Source organism: Kribbella sp. NPDC002412 (genome assembly GCF_053592935.1).
Genome location: NZ_JBSFBL010000008.1, coordinates 45,443 through 63,067, shown reverse-complemented (window position 1 = coordinate 63,067; position 17,625 = coordinate 45,443). Strand labels below are relative to the sequence as shown.

At 70.7% G+C, this 17,625-nt stretch carries 15 protein-coding genes; 6 read left to right on the top strand and 9 right to left on the bottom strand.

Translation table 11 applies throughout. The features are described from left to right. Window positions 1-13: 13 nt before the first annotated feature. Both ACWCOV_RS08995 and ACWCOV_RS08990 read right to left on the bottom strand, forming a co-directional pair. On the bottom strand, window positions 14-586 hold the full coding sequence (locus ACWCOV_RS08995) for a DoxX family protein (protein WP_449828681.1): 573 nt from the start codon (window positions 584-586) through the stop codon (window positions 14-16). Between the two features lie 60 nt (window positions 587-646). Next, window positions 647-1,372, bottom strand: a complete 726-nt coding sequence (locus ACWCOV_RS08990) for a DsbA family oxidoreductase (RefSeq protein ID WP_449828680.1) — start codon at window positions 1,370-1,372, stop codon at window positions 647-649. Between the two features lie 69 nt (window positions 1,373-1,441). On the opposite strand from ACWCOV_RS08990, the gene ACWCOV_RS08985 reads away from it, so the two are divergent. Next, entirely contained in the window at window positions 1,442-2,284 is an 843-nt protein-coding gene (locus ACWCOV_RS08985) for an aminoglycoside phosphotransferase family protein (protein ID WP_449828679.1), read from the top strand. Between the two features lie 136 nt (window positions 2,285-2,420). Here ACWCOV_RS08985 and ACWCOV_RS08980 read toward each other — a convergent pair whose 3' ends face one another. The 5 genes from ACWCOV_RS08980 to ACWCOV_RS08960 form a co-directional block, all read right to left on the bottom strand. Then, window positions 2,421-3,125 carry an alpha/beta fold hydrolase gene (locus ACWCOV_RS08980; protein WP_449828678.1) on the bottom strand — a complete coding sequence of 235 codons (705 nt, stop codon included), beginning with the start codon at window positions 3,123-3,125 and terminating at the stop codon, window positions 2,421-2,423. 128 nt (window positions 3,126-3,253) lie between these two features. After that, the gene (locus ACWCOV_RS08975; RefSeq protein ID WP_449828677.1) at window positions 3,254-5,842 is read right to left on the bottom strand and encodes an ATP-binding protein; all 2,589 of its coding nucleotides are present in this window, start codon (window positions 5,840-5,842) and stop codon (window positions 3,254-3,256) included. Window positions 5,843-5,855: 13 nt separating this feature from the next. Beyond that, window positions 5,856-7,094: an ArgE/DapE family deacylase gene (locus ACWCOV_RS08970; protein ID WP_449828676.1), complete on the bottom strand. Its 1,239-nt coding sequence runs from the start codon at window positions 7,092-7,094 to the stop codon at window positions 5,856-5,858. A gap of 60 nt (window positions 7,095-7,154) precedes the next feature. Beyond that, entirely contained in the window at window positions 7,155-8,444 is a 1,290-nt protein-coding gene (gene aspS, locus ACWCOV_RS08965; RefSeq protein ID WP_449828675.1) for an aspartate--tRNA(Asn) ligase, read from the bottom strand. Between the two features lie 248 nt (window positions 8,445-8,692). Continuing rightward, on the bottom strand, window positions 8,693-10,942 hold the full coding sequence (locus ACWCOV_RS08960; RefSeq protein ID WP_449828674.1) for a sigma-70 family RNA polymerase sigma factor: 2,250 nt from the start codon (window positions 10,940-10,942) through the stop codon (window positions 8,693-8,695). Between the two features lie 274 nt (window positions 10,943-11,216). Between ACWCOV_RS08960 and ACWCOV_RS08955 the strand changes: the two genes are divergently transcribed. The 5 genes from ACWCOV_RS08955 to rsrA all read left to right on the top strand — a co-directional run bounded on the left by ACWCOV_RS08955 (window position 11,217) and on the right by rsrA (window position 14,668). Next, window positions 11,217-12,032, top strand: coding sequence for a hypothetical protein (locus tag ACWCOV_RS08955; RefSeq protein WP_449828673.1), 816 nt, complete (start codon window positions 11,217-11,219; stop codon window positions 12,030-12,032). A gap of 131 nt (window positions 12,033-12,163) precedes the next feature. Further along, window positions 12,164-12,964 (top strand): SOS response-associated peptidase, encoded by an 801-nt coding sequence (locus ACWCOV_RS08950; protein ID WP_449828672.1) that lies wholly within the window; start codon window positions 12,164-12,166, stop codon window positions 12,962-12,964. A 52-nt stretch (window positions 12,965-13,016) separates the two neighbouring features. Beyond that, the gene (locus ACWCOV_RS08945; RefSeq protein ID WP_449828671.1) at window positions 13,017-13,649 is read left to right on the top strand and encodes an alpha/beta hydrolase family protein; all 633 of its coding nucleotides are present in this window, start codon (window positions 13,017-13,019) and stop codon (window positions 13,647-13,649) included. Between the two features lie 129 nt (window positions 13,650-13,778). Then, window positions 13,779-14,393 carry a sigma-70 family RNA polymerase sigma factor gene (locus ACWCOV_RS08940; protein ID WP_132207908.1) on the top strand — a complete coding sequence of 205 codons (615 nt, stop codon included), beginning with the start codon at window positions 13,779-13,781 and terminating at the stop codon, window positions 14,391-14,393. Beyond that, entirely contained in the window at window positions 14,390-14,668 is a 279-nt protein-coding gene (rsrA, locus tag ACWCOV_RS08935) for a mycothiol system anti-sigma-R factor (RefSeq protein WP_449828670.1), read from the top strand. The genes ACWCOV_RS08940 and rsrA overlap by 4 nt, the downstream gene beginning before the upstream one ends. Window positions 14,669-14,686: 18 nt before the next feature. Here rsrA and ACWCOV_RS08930 read toward each other — a convergent pair whose 3' ends face one another. Together ACWCOV_RS08930 and ACWCOV_RS08925 are read right to left on the bottom strand one after the other, a co-directional pair. Next, window positions 14,687-17,170: an ATP-binding protein gene (locus tag ACWCOV_RS08930; RefSeq protein WP_449828669.1), complete on the bottom strand. Its 2,484-nt coding sequence runs from the start codon at window positions 17,168-17,170 to the stop codon at window positions 14,687-14,689. 317 nt (window positions 17,171-17,487) lie between these two features. Beyond that, window positions 17,488-17,562, bottom strand: a complete 75-nt coding sequence (locus ACWCOV_RS08925) for a 50S ribosomal protein bL37 (RefSeq protein ID WP_369759046.1) — start codon at window positions 17,560-17,562, stop codon at window positions 17,488-17,490. Window positions 17,563-17,625 lie beyond the last annotated feature (63 nt).

The following is a 17,625-nucleotide window of genomic DNA, read 5'->3' as shown; positions in this document are numbered from 1 at the left end:
ATCGCACCTCAGCTCAGGTGAGCTCCGCCTTTGCGAGCCGGGCCGCCTGCCTGGCCTCGTGGGCGAGGTGCTTGGCCTCGCGCTTGGCCGCCTTGGCGCCGCGCTTCGTCTCGCGCTTCGCGGCCCGGGCGCCGTGCGATGCCCGCCAGGCGAGACCCGGCCGGCCCTCGGTGTCGACTGCCGCGAGCAGCAGGCCGCCGAGCAGGCCGAGGTTCTTCATGAACTGGACGCGCTGCGCGGCGCGGGCCTCCTTGTCCTTCACCTGCCAGAACGGGTGCCCCGCGACGGTCACCGGCAGCAGCGTGGTCGCCAGCGTCGCCGCACCGAGCCTCCGGCCCTTGCCGGTCGCCAGCGCGAGCCCGCCGAGCACCTGGACGGCGCCGTTCAGGCGGACCAGGTTCACCGTGGTTTCCGGGATCCGGTCGCCGACCTGCGGCGGCGCGACCCGCTTCACCATCGGCACCAGACGGTCAGTCACCGGCTGGGCCTTGGGCACCAGCGGCTCGGGGTTGCGGATCGAATTCGCACCCTGCACGACGAAGATCATGGACAGCAACGGCCTGGCCAGTGCGCGCACGACAGTCATGCCTCCTTCATACACCACGTTCCGGATGTCTTCCGGTACCCACGGCTCAACCGTCCAGGCTCAGATCGGGCAGCCGTCGGGCCCGCAGGCGGGGTCGTCGCTGTCGCTCGGGCCGGTGATCAAGGTGACCGGCTTCCGGTCCGCGTTGGCCCGGCGGAGCGCCTCCTGGAACACCTCCACGGGCTGTGCGCCGCTCACGCCGTACTTCTCGTCGATGACGAAGAACGGCACGCCGTTGGCGCCGTACGCGATGGCCTGGGCCTGGTCGGCGGCCACCTCTTCGGTGTACGTCGTCGCGGCGAGGACGGCCGTGACGCGCTCGGCGGGCAGACCGACCTCTTCCGCCAGGCTGGTCAGGGTGGCGTGGTCGCCGACCGGGAGGCCGTCGGTGAAGTAGGCCTTGAGCAGGCGCTCCTTGAGGCGGTCCTGGGTGTCGGCCGGGACCTGGCCGGCGTCGACCAGCTCGCGGGCCAGGTGCAGGACGCGGTGCGCGTCGACGGTGTTGGCGGCCTTCGCCTGGTCCAGGTGGTACTCAAGACCGAGCTCGGCCGCGATCTCGGTCACGTGCGCGTTGGCCTGCACGCCCCACTCGCGGCCGCGGCCGTACTTCTCGCCCAATCGGGTCGGGAGGTCCCGGGGGTCGTCGTTGGTGGCCGACGGATCCAGCTGGAAGCTGTGCCAGACGATCTCGGCCTGCTCGCCGCTCGCGGCCAGCGCCTGCTCCAGGCGGCGCTTGCCGATGTAGCACCACGGACAGACCACGTCGGACCACACATCGATACGCATGCCCGAGGCAACCTGACCTGATCCGCGGCTATTCCCAACCAGCTCCGGATGTGACGCGTCTGACGCTCCATGGACGAAGACTTCGTACGGACCCTCCTGGAGGAGCAGCATCCCGACCTGGCGCACCTGGAGTTGAAGGAGGTCGACGGCGGCTGGGGCAACCAGATGTGGCGGCTCGGCCACGACCTGGCGGTCCGGCTGCCCCGTTTCGACCAGGCTCCCGAATCGCTCCGCAGAGAGCACCGTTGGGTCCCCGAGCTCGCCGCCCGCCTTCCCCTCCAGGTCCCGACCCCACTGCGCCTCAGCGAACCGTCGGACCGCTTCCCGCGGACCTGGACGATCACCACCTGGGTCGCCGGAGAGCCCGCGGACCACGCACCGATCACGGACCCGGCCGCCGCCGACGTCCTGGCCGGCTTCCTGCAGGCACTGCACACCGAGGCACCGCCGGACGCGCCCGTGAGCGACCGATCCGATCTGCCGCGCGGCTTGGGGTTCGAAGATGTCCACGAGTATGTCGGCCGCCTCGACGAGATCCGTGCGGTCTGGGAGGACGCGATCGCGGCGCCGGCCTGGGACGGGCCACCGGTGTGGCTGCACGGCGACCTGCACCCGGCGAACGTGGTCGTTGCCGACGGCACGCTTGCCGGTGTCGTCGACTTCGAGGAGATCGGCACCGGCGATCCGGCGACCGACCTCGCGGCCGCCTGGATCCTGCTCCCGGACGGCGCCGCCGGCCGGTTCTTCGAGCTCTACCCGGTGGACGAGGCGACGGTACGGCGAGCTCGCGGCTGGGCGGTGACCCGGGCGCTGTTCCTGATCGCGATGGGGATCAACGGCGACAAGGGCCTCCCCGGCGGCAAGCCGCACTGGGGACCGGCCGGGCACGCGGCCCTCGACCGATTGCTGTAAGCGGGTTGTGCGGGCCATCCGGATCCGCCGGGGTGCGGAGCGCCAGGCCATCACAACTTCGCGACCAGCTGCCCCGTGAGCGTGACGCGGGCGCTGGGAACGCGATTGTGGTGGCCTGGCGGTTCGGCACTCAGCGTCAGCGCACTGCCTGGGCGATGAGGTCGGCGACGGCCTTCGGCTGGGAGACCGAGACGGCGTGCGAGGCGTCGACCTCGATCGTGGTGGCGTCGGCGCGGGCGGCCATCTTGCGCTGCCCGTCCGGGTGGATCGCCTGGTCGCCGGTGGCCACCAGGAAGTGGACCGGCAGGCGCTTCCAGCTCGCCGCGCCGGACTTCTCCTCGAAGGCCGCGGCCGCGATCGGCCGCTGGAACCGGCCCAGCAGCTCGGCGTTCGGCACGTCGGCCGCGAACAGCGCCGGGAACTTGTCCAGCGAGATGCTCAGGAACGTCTCCTCGCCGCCGTCCCCGGTCGGCAGGGTGTGCGGGACGAGCCCGGACGCGAAGTCGTTGGCGGGGAAGCTGCCGATCAGGTCCTGCAGACTCTCGCCCTCGTCGGGCGCGAAGGCGGCCACGTACACGAGCCCGGTCACGTTGTCGGCCTGGTTCGCGGCGTTGGTGATCACGGCGCCGCCGTACGAGTGCCCGACCAGGACGACCGGGCCGTCGATCTCGCGGACCTGCGCGGCCACTCGGCTGCCGTCGATCCCCGCGCCACGCAGCTCGTTCGCCACGGCCACGGCCGGGATACCCCGGCTGGTCAGCTCCGCGATCACCTCGGCCCACGCCGACCCATCCGCAAACGCGCCGTGCACCAGGACGACAGTGGGGGTCTTGTCAGTCATTGCTCTCGATCTCCTTCTGGTTGGCTTGTGTAGAAGGAAACCGCTTGAAGCCGATCCGCCGTATCGAGCGAACAGCTGAACTTCTCACCGCCCGAACTGGTCGGCCGGGACGTGCCTGCACCCAAATCTCATGCGTTTGGGGGAGGGGTGAACCTCTCCAGCACGAGCCGGGTCAGCTGGACCCGTGAGTTGACCCCCAGCTTGCCGAACGCCGACCGCAGATGCGTGCCGACCGTGCTCGCGGACACCACCAGCTCCTCCGCCGCCGAGCGGTTCGTGTGCCCCTCGGCGACCAGCAGCGCGACCCGGCGCTCCATCGGAGTGAGCGCCTCCCACCCCTCCTGCGCCCGCGGTGGTACGGCGGCCCAGCGACGTCGCCGTACTCCGGCCGCCTGCAGCCTCGCCTGGATCCGCCCAGCCGGCGCGGTCGCGCCGAGCCCGGTCAGCGTGTCGAGTGCATGCTCCAGCACCTCAACGCCGGTGGAGCGGTCGCCACCCTCGAGCTCAGCCCGGCCGTAGCGCTCCTCGGCACTGGCCAGCAGCAGCGGTCGGTGCGCCTCGCGCAACAGCTCAGTGGCGGCCTTCAACCGCTGCCGGTCGTTGCCAGCCGCCACCAGCTCAGCGGCGCCACGGAAGGCGGCGGACGGCGTGGCAGCTGCCTGCGCTGCCAACTGCTCCCCGGCGTCAACCTGCAGCAGCACGTCGGTCCGCTCCGGAAAATCGAGCGGTACGTCGTGCAGCCGCGCAGCCGCCTTGGTGTCGCCGTCGGCGATGGCGAGCAGCCCGCTGATCGTCGGATCGTGCCCCGCAAGCTCCCTGGCCTCGGTCAGGTGGCCACGCAGCAGCGCGATCAAGGCGAGCACCTGGTGAGCCACCGGCGCCTGGGTCGAGTCGCCCAGATCGGCCATCCAACGCAGACCGGTCTTGGCGGCTGACTCCGCTTGTGGCAGGTTGCCCGCGGCCAGCTCGAGCCGCGCCCGCAGTACGGCGAGCTGGGGCGCCGACCACGAGTCGCCCGCGCTTAGCAGCTCCCGTACGCGCTCCAACGCTGCCGGGAGCTCGTCGGTCTCGGCGCGGCAGTAGAGCTCGCCCACCTCGACCAGTGTGTCCGGCAGGTCCGTGCCGGCTTGCCGCGCTTCGGCGTACAGGTCGCGGGCCTCGACGTACCTGCCCTCAGCGCGTGCACGCTCGGCTGCGGCGACCTGCAGGACAGCACGCGCTACGGCGTCCTCTGCTGTGCCAGGAGCCTCTGCGCCGGCCAGGACTCGGTAGGCGGCCAGGCGCTCGGCGAGATGCGGTGCAGCGTTGCGGACCGTGAGCTCTTGAGGGTCCAGTCGGCCGGTCGCCCACTGGTGGGGTGCCAGCAACAGACGAAGTGATGCGGTGAGGTCAGGGGTGATCGGGCCGCGGTAGAGCGCCGTACCGCTCAGCAGGTCATCGGCGAAGGCCTTTGCCCGGTCGTACTGGCGCGCTGCGAGCAGGACGCCCACCACGTCTGCGCCGACCTCAGCCCGGAGCGGCTCGTCGACCAGGGTGAGGTCGAAGGCCTCCTGGATGACCTCGGCGGCAGTGCTCGACATCGTGGCGAGCAGGTCCTGGGCTGCCTTGCGCAGGGTGCCCACAGCGGAGGCGTCGCCGGGCTGGGCGACCGCAATGACGTGCGGAGCCGCCGCAGCCGCTCCGCGTCCGGCCGAGATCAGCTGGTCGGCAATGGCGCCGTGCAACGCGCGCTGGGCGGACGGCGGTACGTCGGCCAACGCAGCGGACCGCAGTAGCTCGTGGCGGAACCGCAGTACCGAGCCGGTGTCGGTCAGCAACCCGGCCTGGATCACCTGGTCCAGCGGCACCGTCAGCCTCGCCACCGGCTCCGCCATGAGTACGGCGACGTCCTCCAGCCGGAACTCGCTGCCGAAGACCGCGGCTGCCCGGACGAGCGCTCGGCTCTGCTCGGACAGTCCGCTGGTACGACGCCGTACGCCGTCGACCAGACCGGGCGGGAGCGGACCGGTCGGGGCTGCGGGGTTGTCGAGGTACAGGCCGGCGATGAGCTGCTCGGCGAGAAACGGGATGCCGTGGACGCCGGCCAGCTGCACAGCGAGAGCTGGATCGACCGGGCCGTTCAGCAGGTCGGCCGCGATGTCCTGGATGGCTTCCGGGGGCAGTGGGGTCAGATCGATGGCGTGGACGGGGACCTGGGCGCGGACGGCGTCCATCAGTTGGTCCGTCACACCGCCAGGGTGTGGTCGGGTCGCGAGGAGCCAGAGGACGTGCGCACTGGAGAGGCGGGGGATGACGACGCGCAGCACGAAGGCTGTGAGCGGGTCGGACCACTGAGCGTCGTCCAGCACGATTAGCGCGGGGCTGCTCGCCAGGCGGCGGCCGATGAGGTCGGCCAGGCGCTCAGCCAGCCAGAGTGGTTGCGTGTTGAGGCTGGCCAACTCCAGGAAGTGCTCTGTGTCGATCAGTGGGTGCTGGCCGGCGCGGAGGGCGGGTGCGAGGGAGGCGAGTGGGCTGATGTTGTCGGTCTGCTGTGCGGCCGCGGTGGCAACGAGGAAGCCGCGGCGCTCAGCCTGCTCGACTGCTGCCCGCAGGAGTGCGGACTTGCCGATCCCTGGCTCGCCGGTGACGACGGCCAGGGACGCCTGCCCATCGCCGGCCGCGCGCAGCGCCTCCAGGAGCCGTCCAAGCTCCTGTGAACGCCCCCGCAACGGTCCCATGGCCGACTTTGTATCAGCCGCAGCGCCGGAGGGCTAAGAGGGCGTAAGTGCGGGCCGCGTGGAGGACTTCGTCGAGGCGGACGTGCTCGTCGGTCGCGTGGGCGTAGCGGACGTCGCCAGGGCCGTACTGCAGCGTGGGGATGCCTGCGGCGGCGTACTGACGGAGGTCCGAGCCGTACGGCGCGCCCTTGACCTCGGGCGCGGGATCACCGGCCGCTGCGAGCGTGTCGGTGAGGAGTGGGTCGTCGGCCGGGAGCAGCCCGGAGGCGAAGGCGCCGCCGGGCCAGGTGACCTTGACCGGGTGGTCGCGGAGCCAGTCGTCCTTGGCGCACGCCTCGGCGACTGCGGACTCGAAGGCCGCGCGGGCAGCGGGAAGCGATTCGCCGAGGCGTACGCCGTACCTGCCTTCAGCGACCAGTACGTCGGGGACGGTGCTGGCCCAGTCGCCGGAATGGATCGTGCCGACGGACAGCGGGTTCGCCAGTTCGAGGTGGGCGAGCATCGGGTGCGGATCGCGGTTGCGCTCGGCCTCCAGCGCCTGCAGCGCGGCCTGGATGACGACGAACTTCTCGATCGCGCTGACCCCGCGGGTCCGGGTCGAGCCGTGCGTCGCGAGGCCGGGGATCTCCAGCCGGAAGGTCAGCGACCCGGAGTTGGCCGGGATCACGCAGCCCGCGGTCGGTTCCGCGATCAGGCACGCCTCGCCGGTGTGCCCGCGGCGCAGCGTCGCGAACGCCCCGAGGCCGCCGTCCTCCTCGCCGACCACGGTGTGCACCGCCAGCGGCTTCCGCAGCTGGATGCCCGAGGCAACGATCGCCGCCACCGCCCCGAAGATCGCCGCGACCCCGCCTTTCATGTCACACGTCCCCCGGCCCCACATCACCCCGTCCGCCACGCGACCTGAGAACGGGTCGCCGTCCGGCCACAAACCAGGCGGGACCACATCGACGTGACCGTTGAGAATCAGCCCCGGCGTCCCCGACCCACCGAGCACCCCGACACAACCCCACGCCTGCTCCCGCTCGACCTCCATTCCCGGAAACTCCGGGTCCGCGGTCACCGCCGGCAGGTCGATCCGCCAGTGATCCACCGCCAGCCCGAGCTCCCCCAGCCGCCCTGCACACCACGCCTGAACGTCGCTCTCCGCCGCCGTCCCGTCAACGCTCGGGATCCGCACCAACTCCCGCAGATCGTCGACAATCCGAACGTCGTCAATCGCCGCCAGCACCTGCCCCGCACGCTCACTCAGCATGCGCACATCATGCATGGAGGCGCCTCCGCGGGGACCAGCTGTCCCCGCGGAGGCAACGCGTCACGGCGTCAGGCGGTGGAGGTCGCGGGGGAAGAGGGTCACCTCACGGATGTTCTCCGCGCCGGTCAGGCGGGCTACGAAGCGTTCCAGGCCGATGGCGAAGCCGCCGTGCGGGGGCATGCCGTGTTTGAAGGCCTGGAGGTAGGAGCTGTACGCCGGGGCGTCCGGGGACTCGCCTCGGGACTCCAGGGCGGCTGCGTAGTCGGAGTAGCGGTGCAGGCGTTGGCCGCCCGTCACCAGCTCCATGCCGCGGAAGAGGAGGTCGAAGGAGTTGGACCAGCGCGGGTCCGAGGGCTGCGGATGGGTGTAGAACGGCCGCTTCACCATCGGGTAGCCCTCGACCGCGACGAACTCGCTGCCGTGCTCGCGCAGTGCCCACTCGCCGATCGCGCGCTCGTCGGCCGGTGCCAGGTCCGGCTCCTCCGGGTCCGCGCCGGCGATCTTCAGCGCCTCGCTGAAGTGCACCACCGGGACGTCGACCGGGATCTCCGGCAGCGCGACTCCGAGCCGTTCCAGCGCCGGCGCCGCCCGCTCGCCCACCGCGGCCAGCATCCCCGCGATCGCCGACCGCAGCATCACGAGCACGTCGCGATGGTCCGTGATGAACCCGAACTCCGCGTCCAGCGACACGTACTCGGCCAGGTGCCGCACCGTGTCGTGCGGCTCGGCCCGGAACACCGGGCCGACCTCGAAGACCCGCTCGAACACCCCGACCATCGTCTGCTTGTAGAACTGCGGCGACTGCGCCAGGTACGCCGGCCCGCCGAAGTAGTCCAGCGCGAACACGTTGGCCCCGGACTCGGTCGCCGTACCGACGATCTTCGGTGTCTGGATCTCGGTGAAGCCCTGACCGTCCAGCGCCGTACGGAACCCGAGCAACGCCGCCGCGGCGATCTCCCACCCGGCCCGTACGGCGGGGTGCCGCAGCGCGACCGGTGCGTTGTCCAGTACGACGGGAAGCCCGGCGCCGACCGCCGGACGCCACAGCTCGATCGGCGGTGTCTGCGCCGGCTCGGTCAGCGGCTCGATCACCGCGTCGACCAGTTCGGCGCCGCCCGGCGCCTGCGGGTTGGCGGCGACCGTGCCGGTCACCTGGACGACGGTCTCCTCACCGAGCTCGTCCAGCTGGGCCTGTGCCGCCTGCTCCTTGATCACGATCTGCGCCAAACCGGACCGGTCGCGCAGGATCAGGAAACTGACGGCGGCAAGCCGTCGTCTTCGGTGCACCCAGCCGGCCACCGTGACGGACTGGCCCACTGCTGAGGGGATCTCATGGCTGAGAATGCGCATCGCTGTTGTCACCTCCAGGTCTGTTCTCGAACCCCGGAGGTGTGGGCGAAGGGGAACTCGCGGTGCCACCACACCTTCACCGGATCGGGTCGACCCGGCCTCTTGCCGTGCAGTCGCTCAGGAGTGTCTTCGTCACCGCTCCAGGTATCGCCTCACAGCAGCCGGCGACTCTCTCGGACCTGGCGTACGGCGCTACTTGGTTCCGTCAGCGCGAACGCATCCAGAATAGGCCAGCCGGCAACCCGATTTCAGCGCCGGGTCGTCGACGGCGGGATCTGGACGGTGTCGGTGTCCTCGCGGCCGCCGACCAGGGCGTGCACGGTGATCTGGTTCGCCGATCCCGTCCCCGGCAGCCACGCGGTCCACTCGGAGTTGAACGGCTTGACGTAGTTCTCGGTCCAGCAGGTGGCGCGCCGTACGTCGCTCGACCGCGAGCAGGTCCAGCCCTTGTCGAGCGCGGACAGGAAGGACAGGTTGCGGCCCCACGAGATGTCCAGGGTCACCCGGCGGTTCGCGACCCCGTTCACCTTCAGGAACCGGTTGTAGACGAACGGGTTCGGGTCGGTTCCCGGCGTCGGCGTGAGGATCTGCAGCAGCGACTCGTCCGCCCGGATCCCGGCCAGCGTCTCGGAGTCGGTGTCGCTGACCAGTCCGGCCGTCGCGGCCACGGTGAACGTCCGGGCCGCGGCCGAGCCGTCCTCCGGGACGTCGAAGCTGGCCGGCAGCGGAGCCGGTTTCGCCGGGTTGGCCGCCGTACACGTCTGGGTCCTGGCGTTGCACGTCCAGCCGGCCGGGCTCTTCGCGATCGGCCACTCGAGGGCGGCGCCGTACGTGATCTTCAGCGTCACGCTCGGGCGATCCGTGCCGGGGGCAACGGTCAGCACGCGGTGGTGGACGTCCGGGTCGGCCTTGCCGGCGACGATCCTGAGCAGGCTCTCGTCGGTCCGCGGCGGGGCGGTCAGGGTCTCGGAGTCGTCGTCGTACAGCCGGCCGGTCTTGGCCGAGACGGTGAAGGTCCGGTCGGCCTGCGATCCACCGGTCGGGGCGTCGAAGGTGACCGGCAGCGGCTCGGGCGCGGCCGAGTTGTTCGCCGTGCACGTGCCGGTCGACGGGATGCAGGACCAGCCGCGCGGGGTGCCGCTCAACGGCCAGGTCAGGCCCTTGCCGTACTTGATGCCGATGACAACGGGATCGGTGTTCTGCGCCGGCGCCTTGATGGTGATCACGAACCGGACGTCCTCAGCCTGTGCCTCGTCGGCGCCGACGGCAGGCCCGCGACCGCCTGGCGGCATGCTGATCGTCAGCAGGCCCTCGTCCAGGATCGGCGTGGTCGGCTCCGGCGGCGTGGCCGACGGGGACGTGGTCGTCGGCGCGGGCGGCGTCGGGGTCGGCGTCGGCTCGGGCTCCGACGGCTCGGTGGTCGGCGCAGTCGTCGGTGCGGTCGTCGGAGCCGTGGTCGGCTGGGTCGCCGGCGGCTTCGTGGGCGGCGGCTTCACCGGCGGGACCGTCGGCTGCGTGCCTGGTGGCTGGGTCGGCTGCTGCGCCGGCGGGTTGCTGATCGCCGCCGGGGGAGTGTCGTTGCCAGTGAGCGCGATGGCCGCGAGTACGGCGGCCACCGCGACGACCACGACCGCTCCGGCGCCGACCGCCGTCCGCGTGCTGTTCTCCGTGGCCTTCTTCCACCCGGTGACGAAGAAGCCGACCAGGCCGACCTTCGCGCCGGACGCGGCCGCCAGGTACCCGAGGCCGGCGGTGCCCAGCAGGGCCGGGGCGAGCAGCGCCGGCAGCGCGCTGTTGACCTCGACCAGCTCGAGGTAGACCGCGGTGCACTTCGCGCAGTCGTCCAGGTGCTCGCGGACGTTGCGGTTCTCCCGCTTGGTCAGGCCGCCGCGGACATAGGCACCGAGGCGCTCGGTAGTCCACCGGCAGCGGTCGCCGGCCACGTCGGCCAGGTGCTGCTGGAGGTACGCCTGCCGCAGACCCTCGCGGGCGCGGTAGGCGAGCGCGGAGACGCCGTTCGCGGTCAGGCCGAGCAGGGGAGCGATGGCCGCGGGCTTCTCGCCCTCGACCTCGGTGTGCCACAGCACGGCCTGCCACCGCTCGGGCAGGCTCGCGAACGCCTTGGCCGCCGCGCCGCTCTCGAACCCGGTCACGGTCGGGTCGTCGAAGGTCTCCGGCTCCCGCTCGTACGACGCGATGTCGTCGGTCGCCTGGACCTTCCGGCCGGACCGGATCCGGTCGACGTGCACCCGCCGTACCGTCGTCAGCAGGTACGCGCGGAAGGAGATGTCCGGGCCGCCACCGGAGCGCAGCGCGTCCAGCACCTTGGCGAACGCGTCACTGGCCAGGTCGTCGGCGTCGTTGGCCGGAACCAGCTGGCGGGCCATCCGCTCGGCCGCGTGGTGGTGCCGGCCGAACAGCTCGCCGTACGCCTCCAGATCGCCGTTGCGGACACGCGCGATCAACTCGGCGTCGCTCGGTCCTTCCGGCGTCTCCATCTGTCTCCCCGTGGGTGTCACGACGACTGTCCGTAGGACGACGTCACCGTCCGTCACGTCGTTGCCGGGAACAAGGTTCCCACGTGAGACGCGGCGGCGCACCATTCCTGACGCGGAACCGTGCTCCTTTCCTGACGAGATCGGGAGCCGGGAAGTTACGCGGAAAAAAGCTCGGCGAATCCGCGTCATGAACCCGCGGCCCCGCTGTCTCACCTCCGGAACGACGCTTCCGGCCGCCCGGTCGGGAGACTGACGGGGCTGTTCGAGGAGGGCCATGTCGCTGTTCGCGGACATCCGCAGACGGTTCGACCTGCGTCCGGCCAAGTCCCTGAACCTGGCGGGGTCGCCCGCCCGGACCCGGCCGGAGGCGTCGTCTCCAGACGATCGACCGTGCGAGTGGAGGGACTCGCACGGCACAGCTGGCACCGACCACAGCGCCTACCTCGCGATCGCCGAGGCGCTGCGGGACGGAGCCGATGTCGTGCCTGCGAGCGACGAGGTCGGCCGGCAGTTGGCGGCCGACGGAGTCTCGTTGCTCGAGGCACTTGATGGGCTGAGTGCGCTGTACCGCTCGATCGCCGGGGGCGAGCCGGCTTTCGCCGCGGTACGCGCACTCAGTTCCAGCTGGGCCGAGGCCTCGCTGGTCTACCTCCACTCGCTGTCCTGCGAGGACCCGCTGACCGGGCTGTCCAGCCTGGCGCACCTGCGGTCCCGGCTCGGCGAGCTCTACCGAGAGGCCGAATACCGTGGAACTTCCGTACCGCAGACCCACGCACTGGTGGTTGTCGAGCCGCTCAATCCCCCGGGGACGACGCCGTTCGACCGCGAACTCCGGCTCGTCGACGTGGCGGAGTGCCTGCGGATCGTCTTCTGCGGCGGTGACGTACTGGGCCGCGTCGGCTCACGCCGTGCGGCGGCGCTCGTCGGCCGCGAGCCGAACCTGCCGGAGCAGGTCGCGACGGTACGAGCCCTGATCACCCAGTGGCGGCTGGACACCGACGTGCCCCAGCTGGCCCGGATCTGGATCGAGGGACTGCCCGGAACCGACGCGATGGCCGGGAGAGTGCTCGACGAGCTCACCAGACCCTAGGACCTGCGTCCGGACGCCTACAGGGGGGCGCCCGGACGCATCAGGCCGGCGGCGGATCGCCCGACACGGGGTGGGCGATCCGTCGCCGCTTGTCCGCTTCCACTGTCGGTGCGGCTGACTAGGCTGTCGGTATGTGCGGAAGGTATGCGTCCAGCCGGGATCCGTCCGACCTCGTGGCCGAGTTCGAGATCGAGGCCGGGAACGTGCGCGAGTCCGTGCAGGAGGTGGGGGAGAACTACAACGTCGCGCCGACCAGCCAGGTGATCGCGGTGGTCGAGCGGAAGAACCGCGAGGCGCCGGAGGAGACGGTGCGCAAGCTGACCACGGTCAAGTGGGGGCTGGTGCCGTCCTGGGCGAAGGACACCTCGATCGGGAACCGGCTGATCAACGCCCGGATGGAGACGGTCGCGGACAAGCCGGCCTTCAAGAAGGCGTTCGCGACCCGGCGCTGCATCCTGCCCGCCGACGGGTACTACGAGTGGTACAAGTCCGAGCAGAAGGTGAACGGCAAGCCGGTCAAGCAGCCGTACTTCATCCGCCCGGCCGACGGCGGCATCCTGGCGATGGCCGGGCTGTACGAGATCTGGCGGGACAAGACGGTCGAGGACCCGGAGTCCGACGAGGCCTGGCTGTGGACCTGCACCGTGCTGACCACTTCGTCCACCGACGACCTCGGCCGCATCCACGACCGGATGCCGCTGCTCGTCGAGCGCGACCGGTACGACGCCTGGCTCAACCCCCTCAACTCCGACAAGGACGACCTGCTCGACCTGCTGGTCCCGGCCGCGCCCGGCCGCCTCGAGGCGTACGCCGTCTCCAAGGCGGTCAGCTCGGTGAAGAACAACGGACCGCACCTGGTCGACCCGCTGCCACCCGACGGCGTCGACCCGCTCGACAAACCCGAGGAGCCGAAGGAACCACCGCTGTTCTGACGCACCGCGCCGGCACCGCCGATCGGTCGCGAAGTGATGACAGGATGGGGCGGTGACCGACGAACGGATTGTGCGGACGCCGCACGGGGACGCCCGGATCGTGGCGCACCGGGCCCGGCGGCCGGTGGCGACGCTGGCCCTCGGTCATGGCGCCGGGGGCGGGATCGAGTCGGCCGACCTGGCCGCGCTGGCGTCCCGGCTGCCGAAGCAGGACATCAACGTGTTCCTGATCGAGCAGCCCTGGCGGCACGCCGGGAAGAAGATTGCCCCCGGCCCGAAGATCCTCGATGAGGCCTGGATCGCGATCGTCGGCCAGCTCCGGATCCGGACGCCGCTGGTGATCGGCGGCCGCAGCGCCGGCGCTCGGGTGGCCTGCCGGACCGCGAGCAGTCTGGGGGCGTCCGGCGTACTGGCTCTGGCGTTTCCGCTGCACGCGCCCGGGAAGCCGGAGAAGTCCCGGGTGGACGAGTTGCAGGGCGCCGGGCTGCCGACGTTGGTGGTGCAGGGGGAGCGGGACCCGTTCGGGACGCCCGAGGAGTTCCCGCCACTCACCGAGATGGCTGTTGTCCCGGATGCCGACCACTCGTTCAAGGTGCCGAAGCGCGCCGAGCTCACCCAGCAGGAGGCCCACCAGCTGCTGGTCGAAGCCGTGTTCGAGTGGGTCAGCCGCGAGGTGTCCGGATAGTGGTCACCGGCTGACCACCGCCGCCGCACGGGGAATGCCCCCGCGCCCGGGCGTGTTGTGCCGTGCATGATGGCGACGAGAGAGGCTCCGGCGAGGACCGGCGGGAAGACCCCGGTATTCTCGATCCCGATGCCGACTCCCACCACGACCGAGACACCCGAGCAGCGGACCGCGCGCTTCGAGCGCGAGGCGCTGCCCTTCCTCGACCAGATGTACGCCGCGGCGATGCGGATGACCCGTAATCCGTCGGACGCCGAGGACCTGGTCCAGGACACCTTCGCGAAGGCGTACAGCTCGTTCCACCAGTTCACGCCCGGCACCAACCTGAAGGCGTGGCTGTACCGGATCCTGACCAACACGTTCATCAACGGCTACCGCAAGCGCCAGCGCCAGCCGACGCAGTCGCCGACCGAGGAGATCGAGGACTGGCAGCTGACCGCCGCCGAGTCGCACACTCCCGGCGGCCTGAAGTCGGCCGAGGCGGTCGCACTGGAGCACCTGCCCGACTCCGACGTCAAGGAAGCCCTGCAGGCGATCCCGGAGGACTTCCGGCTGGCCGTCTACCTGGCCGACGTCGAGGGCTTTGCGTACAAGGAGATCGCCGACATCATGGGTACGCCGGTCGGCACCGTGATGTCGCGGTTGCACCGTGGCCGGCGCCAGCTGCGTGACCTGCTGGGCGACTACGCGCGCGACCGGGGCCTGATCCCGTCCGACGAGACCGGAACCGAGGAGGAGTCGTGAGCTGCGGCGAGCACCACGACGTCGACTGCAGCGAGATCCTGCAGCGCGCGTACCTTTTCATCGACAACGAGCTCCAGGACGCCAGCGCCGACGAGATCCGGCAGCACCTGGAAGAGTGCGCGCCGTGCCTGGACGAGTACGACCTGGAGCGCTGCGTGAAGAAACTCGTGCACCGTTCCTGCGGCTCCGACCACGCCCCCGACGCGCTGCGCCAGAAAATCCTCCTCCGCCTCACCCAAATCCAGGTCGAAACCACCATCACCACCACCGACTGAACGCCGTGTGAATTCCCGTCACACCACGTCGGAATCATCGAAGTCATACGTGTAGCTGTCGCCTCGGCCGAGGAGGGCGAGGAGTTCGCGTGCGGTGGTCTCGAAGTGCGGTTGCTGGCCGTGCAGGATCGCGATCGCGGCGTTCAGATGGTCTTTCGCGGCAGCCGTGTCACCGGTCGCGGCGCTGACCTTGCCGAGCTCGAGAAGAAAGCACCCTTCGCGGAGTCTGTTGCCCAGCTGGCGGGACAGCGCCAGCGCTCTTTCCAGATATTCCTGGGCTCTCTTGTGCTCGCCTTGGCTGGCGAAGACCGCGGCCAGGCAATGCAGGACCTGGGTGACGAGATCGTCGTTCCCGACTTCTTCGGCGACCTTCATCCCTTCGTAGAGCGGCGGCTTCGCCTCCTCCAGCCGGCCGACCAGCAGGTGTGAGAAACCGATGTTGATGAACCGCTTGCACAGCGAGCGGCCGTCACCCTGCTCGCGCGCCAGCTCGACCCCGCGCTCGAACGCCTGATCGGCGCGCTCGGTGTCGCCCTTGCGGTCGTAGAGACCGCCGATGGCGATGTAGGAGACGCCCTCCACGGTCCGGTAGCCGAGCTGCCGGCTGAGCCGCAGTGCCTCGTTGCCGAGCTCCAGCGCCTCGTCGACCCGGCCGAGCCGGCCGAGGACGTGGGTGAGTGAGGAACAGCAGCGAGCCTGGCCCGGGCCGTCCGACAGCTCGCGAAACATCCGCAGCGCCGTGAAGAGATGCTCCGCGCCGCGCTCGAGGTTGCCGTTCTCCACTGCGGGGATGGCGTTGTCGTGCTCGAGCCAGGCGGCCATCAACCGCAAGTCGAGCTGCCGCGCGACCGGGGCGCCGATCCGGCACAGGTCGCGCATCTCCATCCAGCGCGAGCGGTACTCGTTGTAGCCGAACATCGCGAGCGCCAGCTCCGGGAACAGCGCGGAACCGGCCAGCGACGACGCCGCGGCCTGATGGAACCTGTCCATCAGATTGCGCTGCTCGGCGTCGAGCCAGCGCACCGCGGTCGCCAGCCGGCCGAGCGCAGGCAGGGAACCGATCGAGGTCACGGCCAGGGACAGCCGCGGACTCGCGGCGTGCGTCAGCCGTTGGCACGCCCAGGCGATACCCGTGTAGAAGCGCAGAACGCGCTCCAGCCCCGCGTCCCGCGCCGCCGGGGTCAGCGACTGGTCGGCGAGCTCGCGGCCGAAGGTGCGGATGAGGTCGTGGAACCGGTAGCGCTCAGGCGCCACGGACTCCAGCAGGTTGAGATCGGCGAGGCGCTCCAGGACGGCGTCGGCCTGCCGGGCCGGTACGTCGAGCAACCGGGCGGCGACGACGGTGAGCAGATCCGAACCGTCGAGGACGCTCAGCAGCGGCAACGCCCGGGCGGCTTCCCGATCGAGCACGCGGTCGCTGGTCTCCAGGAACTGCACCGAGCTGGCGATGCTCGCCCGTACGCCGGTCTCGTCCGAGCCCAGGCCGTCGAGCCGCCGGCCCTCGTCGTGCAGGAGGTCGACGAGGTGCTGGATCGGCCAGGCCGGGCGGGCGGCCAACCGGGCGCCGATCAGGCGCACCGCCAACGGCAGCCGGCCGGTCAGCAGCGAGAGGGCCTCGGCTGCCTGCGGCTCGGCCGCGATCCGGTCCGCGCCGACGACGCCCGCCAGCAGCTCGACCGACTCCGTCTCCGACAGCGCGTCCAGCCGGACCTGTCGCGCACCGGGCAGCGTCGCCATCGACCCTCGGCTGGTGATGATCACGGCCGACCCGGGGCTGCCGGGGAGCAGCGGGACAACCTGGCGCACGTCGGTCGCGTTGTCGAGGAGCACGAGCACACGCCGGCCGGTCAGCTGTGACCGCAGCAGCGCGGTCGCCTCCTCGACATCCTCGGGAATCAGTTGCAGGTCCAGCCCGAGGGAACGCAGCAACTGGCGCAGCGCGTCGGAGGTGGTCATCGGCTCGCCGGGACCGTACCCACGGAGGTTGAGGTACAGGTGGCCGTCGGGGTAGGTGTCCACCATCTTGTGGGCGGCCTGGACCGCCAGCGCTGTCTTGCCGATCCCACCCATTCCGGTGATCGCGACCAAGCCGACCGAGCCGCTGCGGCCGGGATCGCGCAGGGCTGCCAGAACGGCCTCGACCTGCGCGGCCCGGCCGGTGAAGTCCGAAATGGCCGGCGGCAGCTGCCAGGGCATCGGCAACGAGTCCGCCGCCGGGACGTCGACGTCCGGGGCCGGCGCCTGGATCGGCGCCTGAGCCTTCCGGCGTTTGCTGCGCGCGACGGCCATGAACTCCGCGGTCTCCTCCGCGCTCAGCTCCAGGGCCGCGGTCAGTACCCGGACGGTGTCGACGCGGGGGCGGCTCCGGGTGCCGCGCTCGAGGACGCTGATGGCCTGCTCGCTGAGGCCGGCCTTCTCGGCGAGGGCGGCCTGGGTGAGGCCGGACCGGGCCCGGTACCTGCGCAGCAGGTCGCTCAGGCTGTCCGCGGACGCCTCCTCCACCGCCCGCCACCTCCCTCACGCATCGCGCTCCGTCCGGCACGGTCGGTACCGGATCCCGGAGCTAACTCTAGGAGGCTCCACCGATCACGCGCTGGTGATATTCGCAGCGCCGACTGGACCGGTTTGGCAGCGATCGCCGCCGTGTCACAGATCACAGCGGTCAAACGCAAAACGATCGTTTGAACATCGCGTTGGGTATTCGGGCGCGGACGCTCCGAATGCAGAACCACAGGGAATGGTGGTCTGAACCCGCTCGTAACCAAATTGCAAAGACCCCGGTTTTGGCCGGGGTCCTCGCTGTCTGTAGCCGCCTTTGGTCAGGCGTTCGGGCGCTTACCGTGGTTAGCGCCCTTCTTCTTGCGTGCGCGGCGCTTGCGGCCGGTCTTGCCCATTCCTAAGCCTCCTTGTTACAACTGCAAAGAGTCACAGTCTCTCATATCATGGGGGGCGCTTCA

Excerpts from the sequence above, each read along its gene's own strand:
- ACWCOV_RS08995 (WP_449828681.1), bottom strand. The coding sequence starts at position 586 with ATGACTGTCGTGCGCGCACTGGCCAGGCCGTTGCTGTCCATGATCTTC.
- ACWCOV_RS08990 (WP_449828680.1), bottom strand. The coding sequence starts at position 1,372 with ATGCGTATCGATGTGTGGTCCGACGTGGTCTGTCCGTGGTGCTACATC.
- ACWCOV_RS08985 (WP_449828679.1), top strand. The coding sequence starts at position 1,442 with ATGGACGAAGACTTCGTACGGACCCTCCTGGAGGAGCAGCATCCCGAC.
- ACWCOV_RS08980 (WP_449828678.1), bottom strand. The coding sequence starts at position 3,125 with ATGACTGACAAGACCCCCACTGTCGTCCTGGTGCACGGCGCGTTTGCG.
- ACWCOV_RS08975 (WP_449828677.1), bottom strand. The coding sequence starts at position 5,842 with ATGGGACCGTTGCGGGGGCGTTCACAGGAGCTTGGACGGCTCCTGGAG.
- ACWCOV_RS08970 (WP_449828676.1), bottom strand. The coding sequence starts at position 7,094 with ATGCTGAGTGAGCGTGCGGGGCAGGTGCTGGCGGCGATTGACGACGTT.
- aspS (WP_449828675.1), bottom strand. The coding sequence starts at position 8,444 with ATGCGCATTCTCAGCCATGAGATCCCCTCAGCAGTGGGCCAGTCCGTC.
- ACWCOV_RS08960 (WP_449828674.1), bottom strand. The coding sequence starts at position 10,942 with ATGGAGACGCCGGAAGGACCGAGCGACGCCGAGTTGATCGCGCGTGTC.
- ACWCOV_RS08955 (WP_449828673.1), top strand. The coding sequence starts at position 11,217 with ATGTCGCTGTTCGCGGACATCCGCAGACGGTTCGACCTGCGTCCGGCC.
- ACWCOV_RS08950 (WP_449828672.1), top strand. The coding sequence starts at position 12,164 with ATGTGCGGAAGGTATGCGTCCAGCCGGGATCCGTCCGACCTCGTGGCC.
- ACWCOV_RS08940 (WP_132207908.1), top strand. The coding sequence starts at position 13,779 with ATGCCGACTCCCACCACGACCGAGACACCCGAGCAGCGGACCGCGCGC.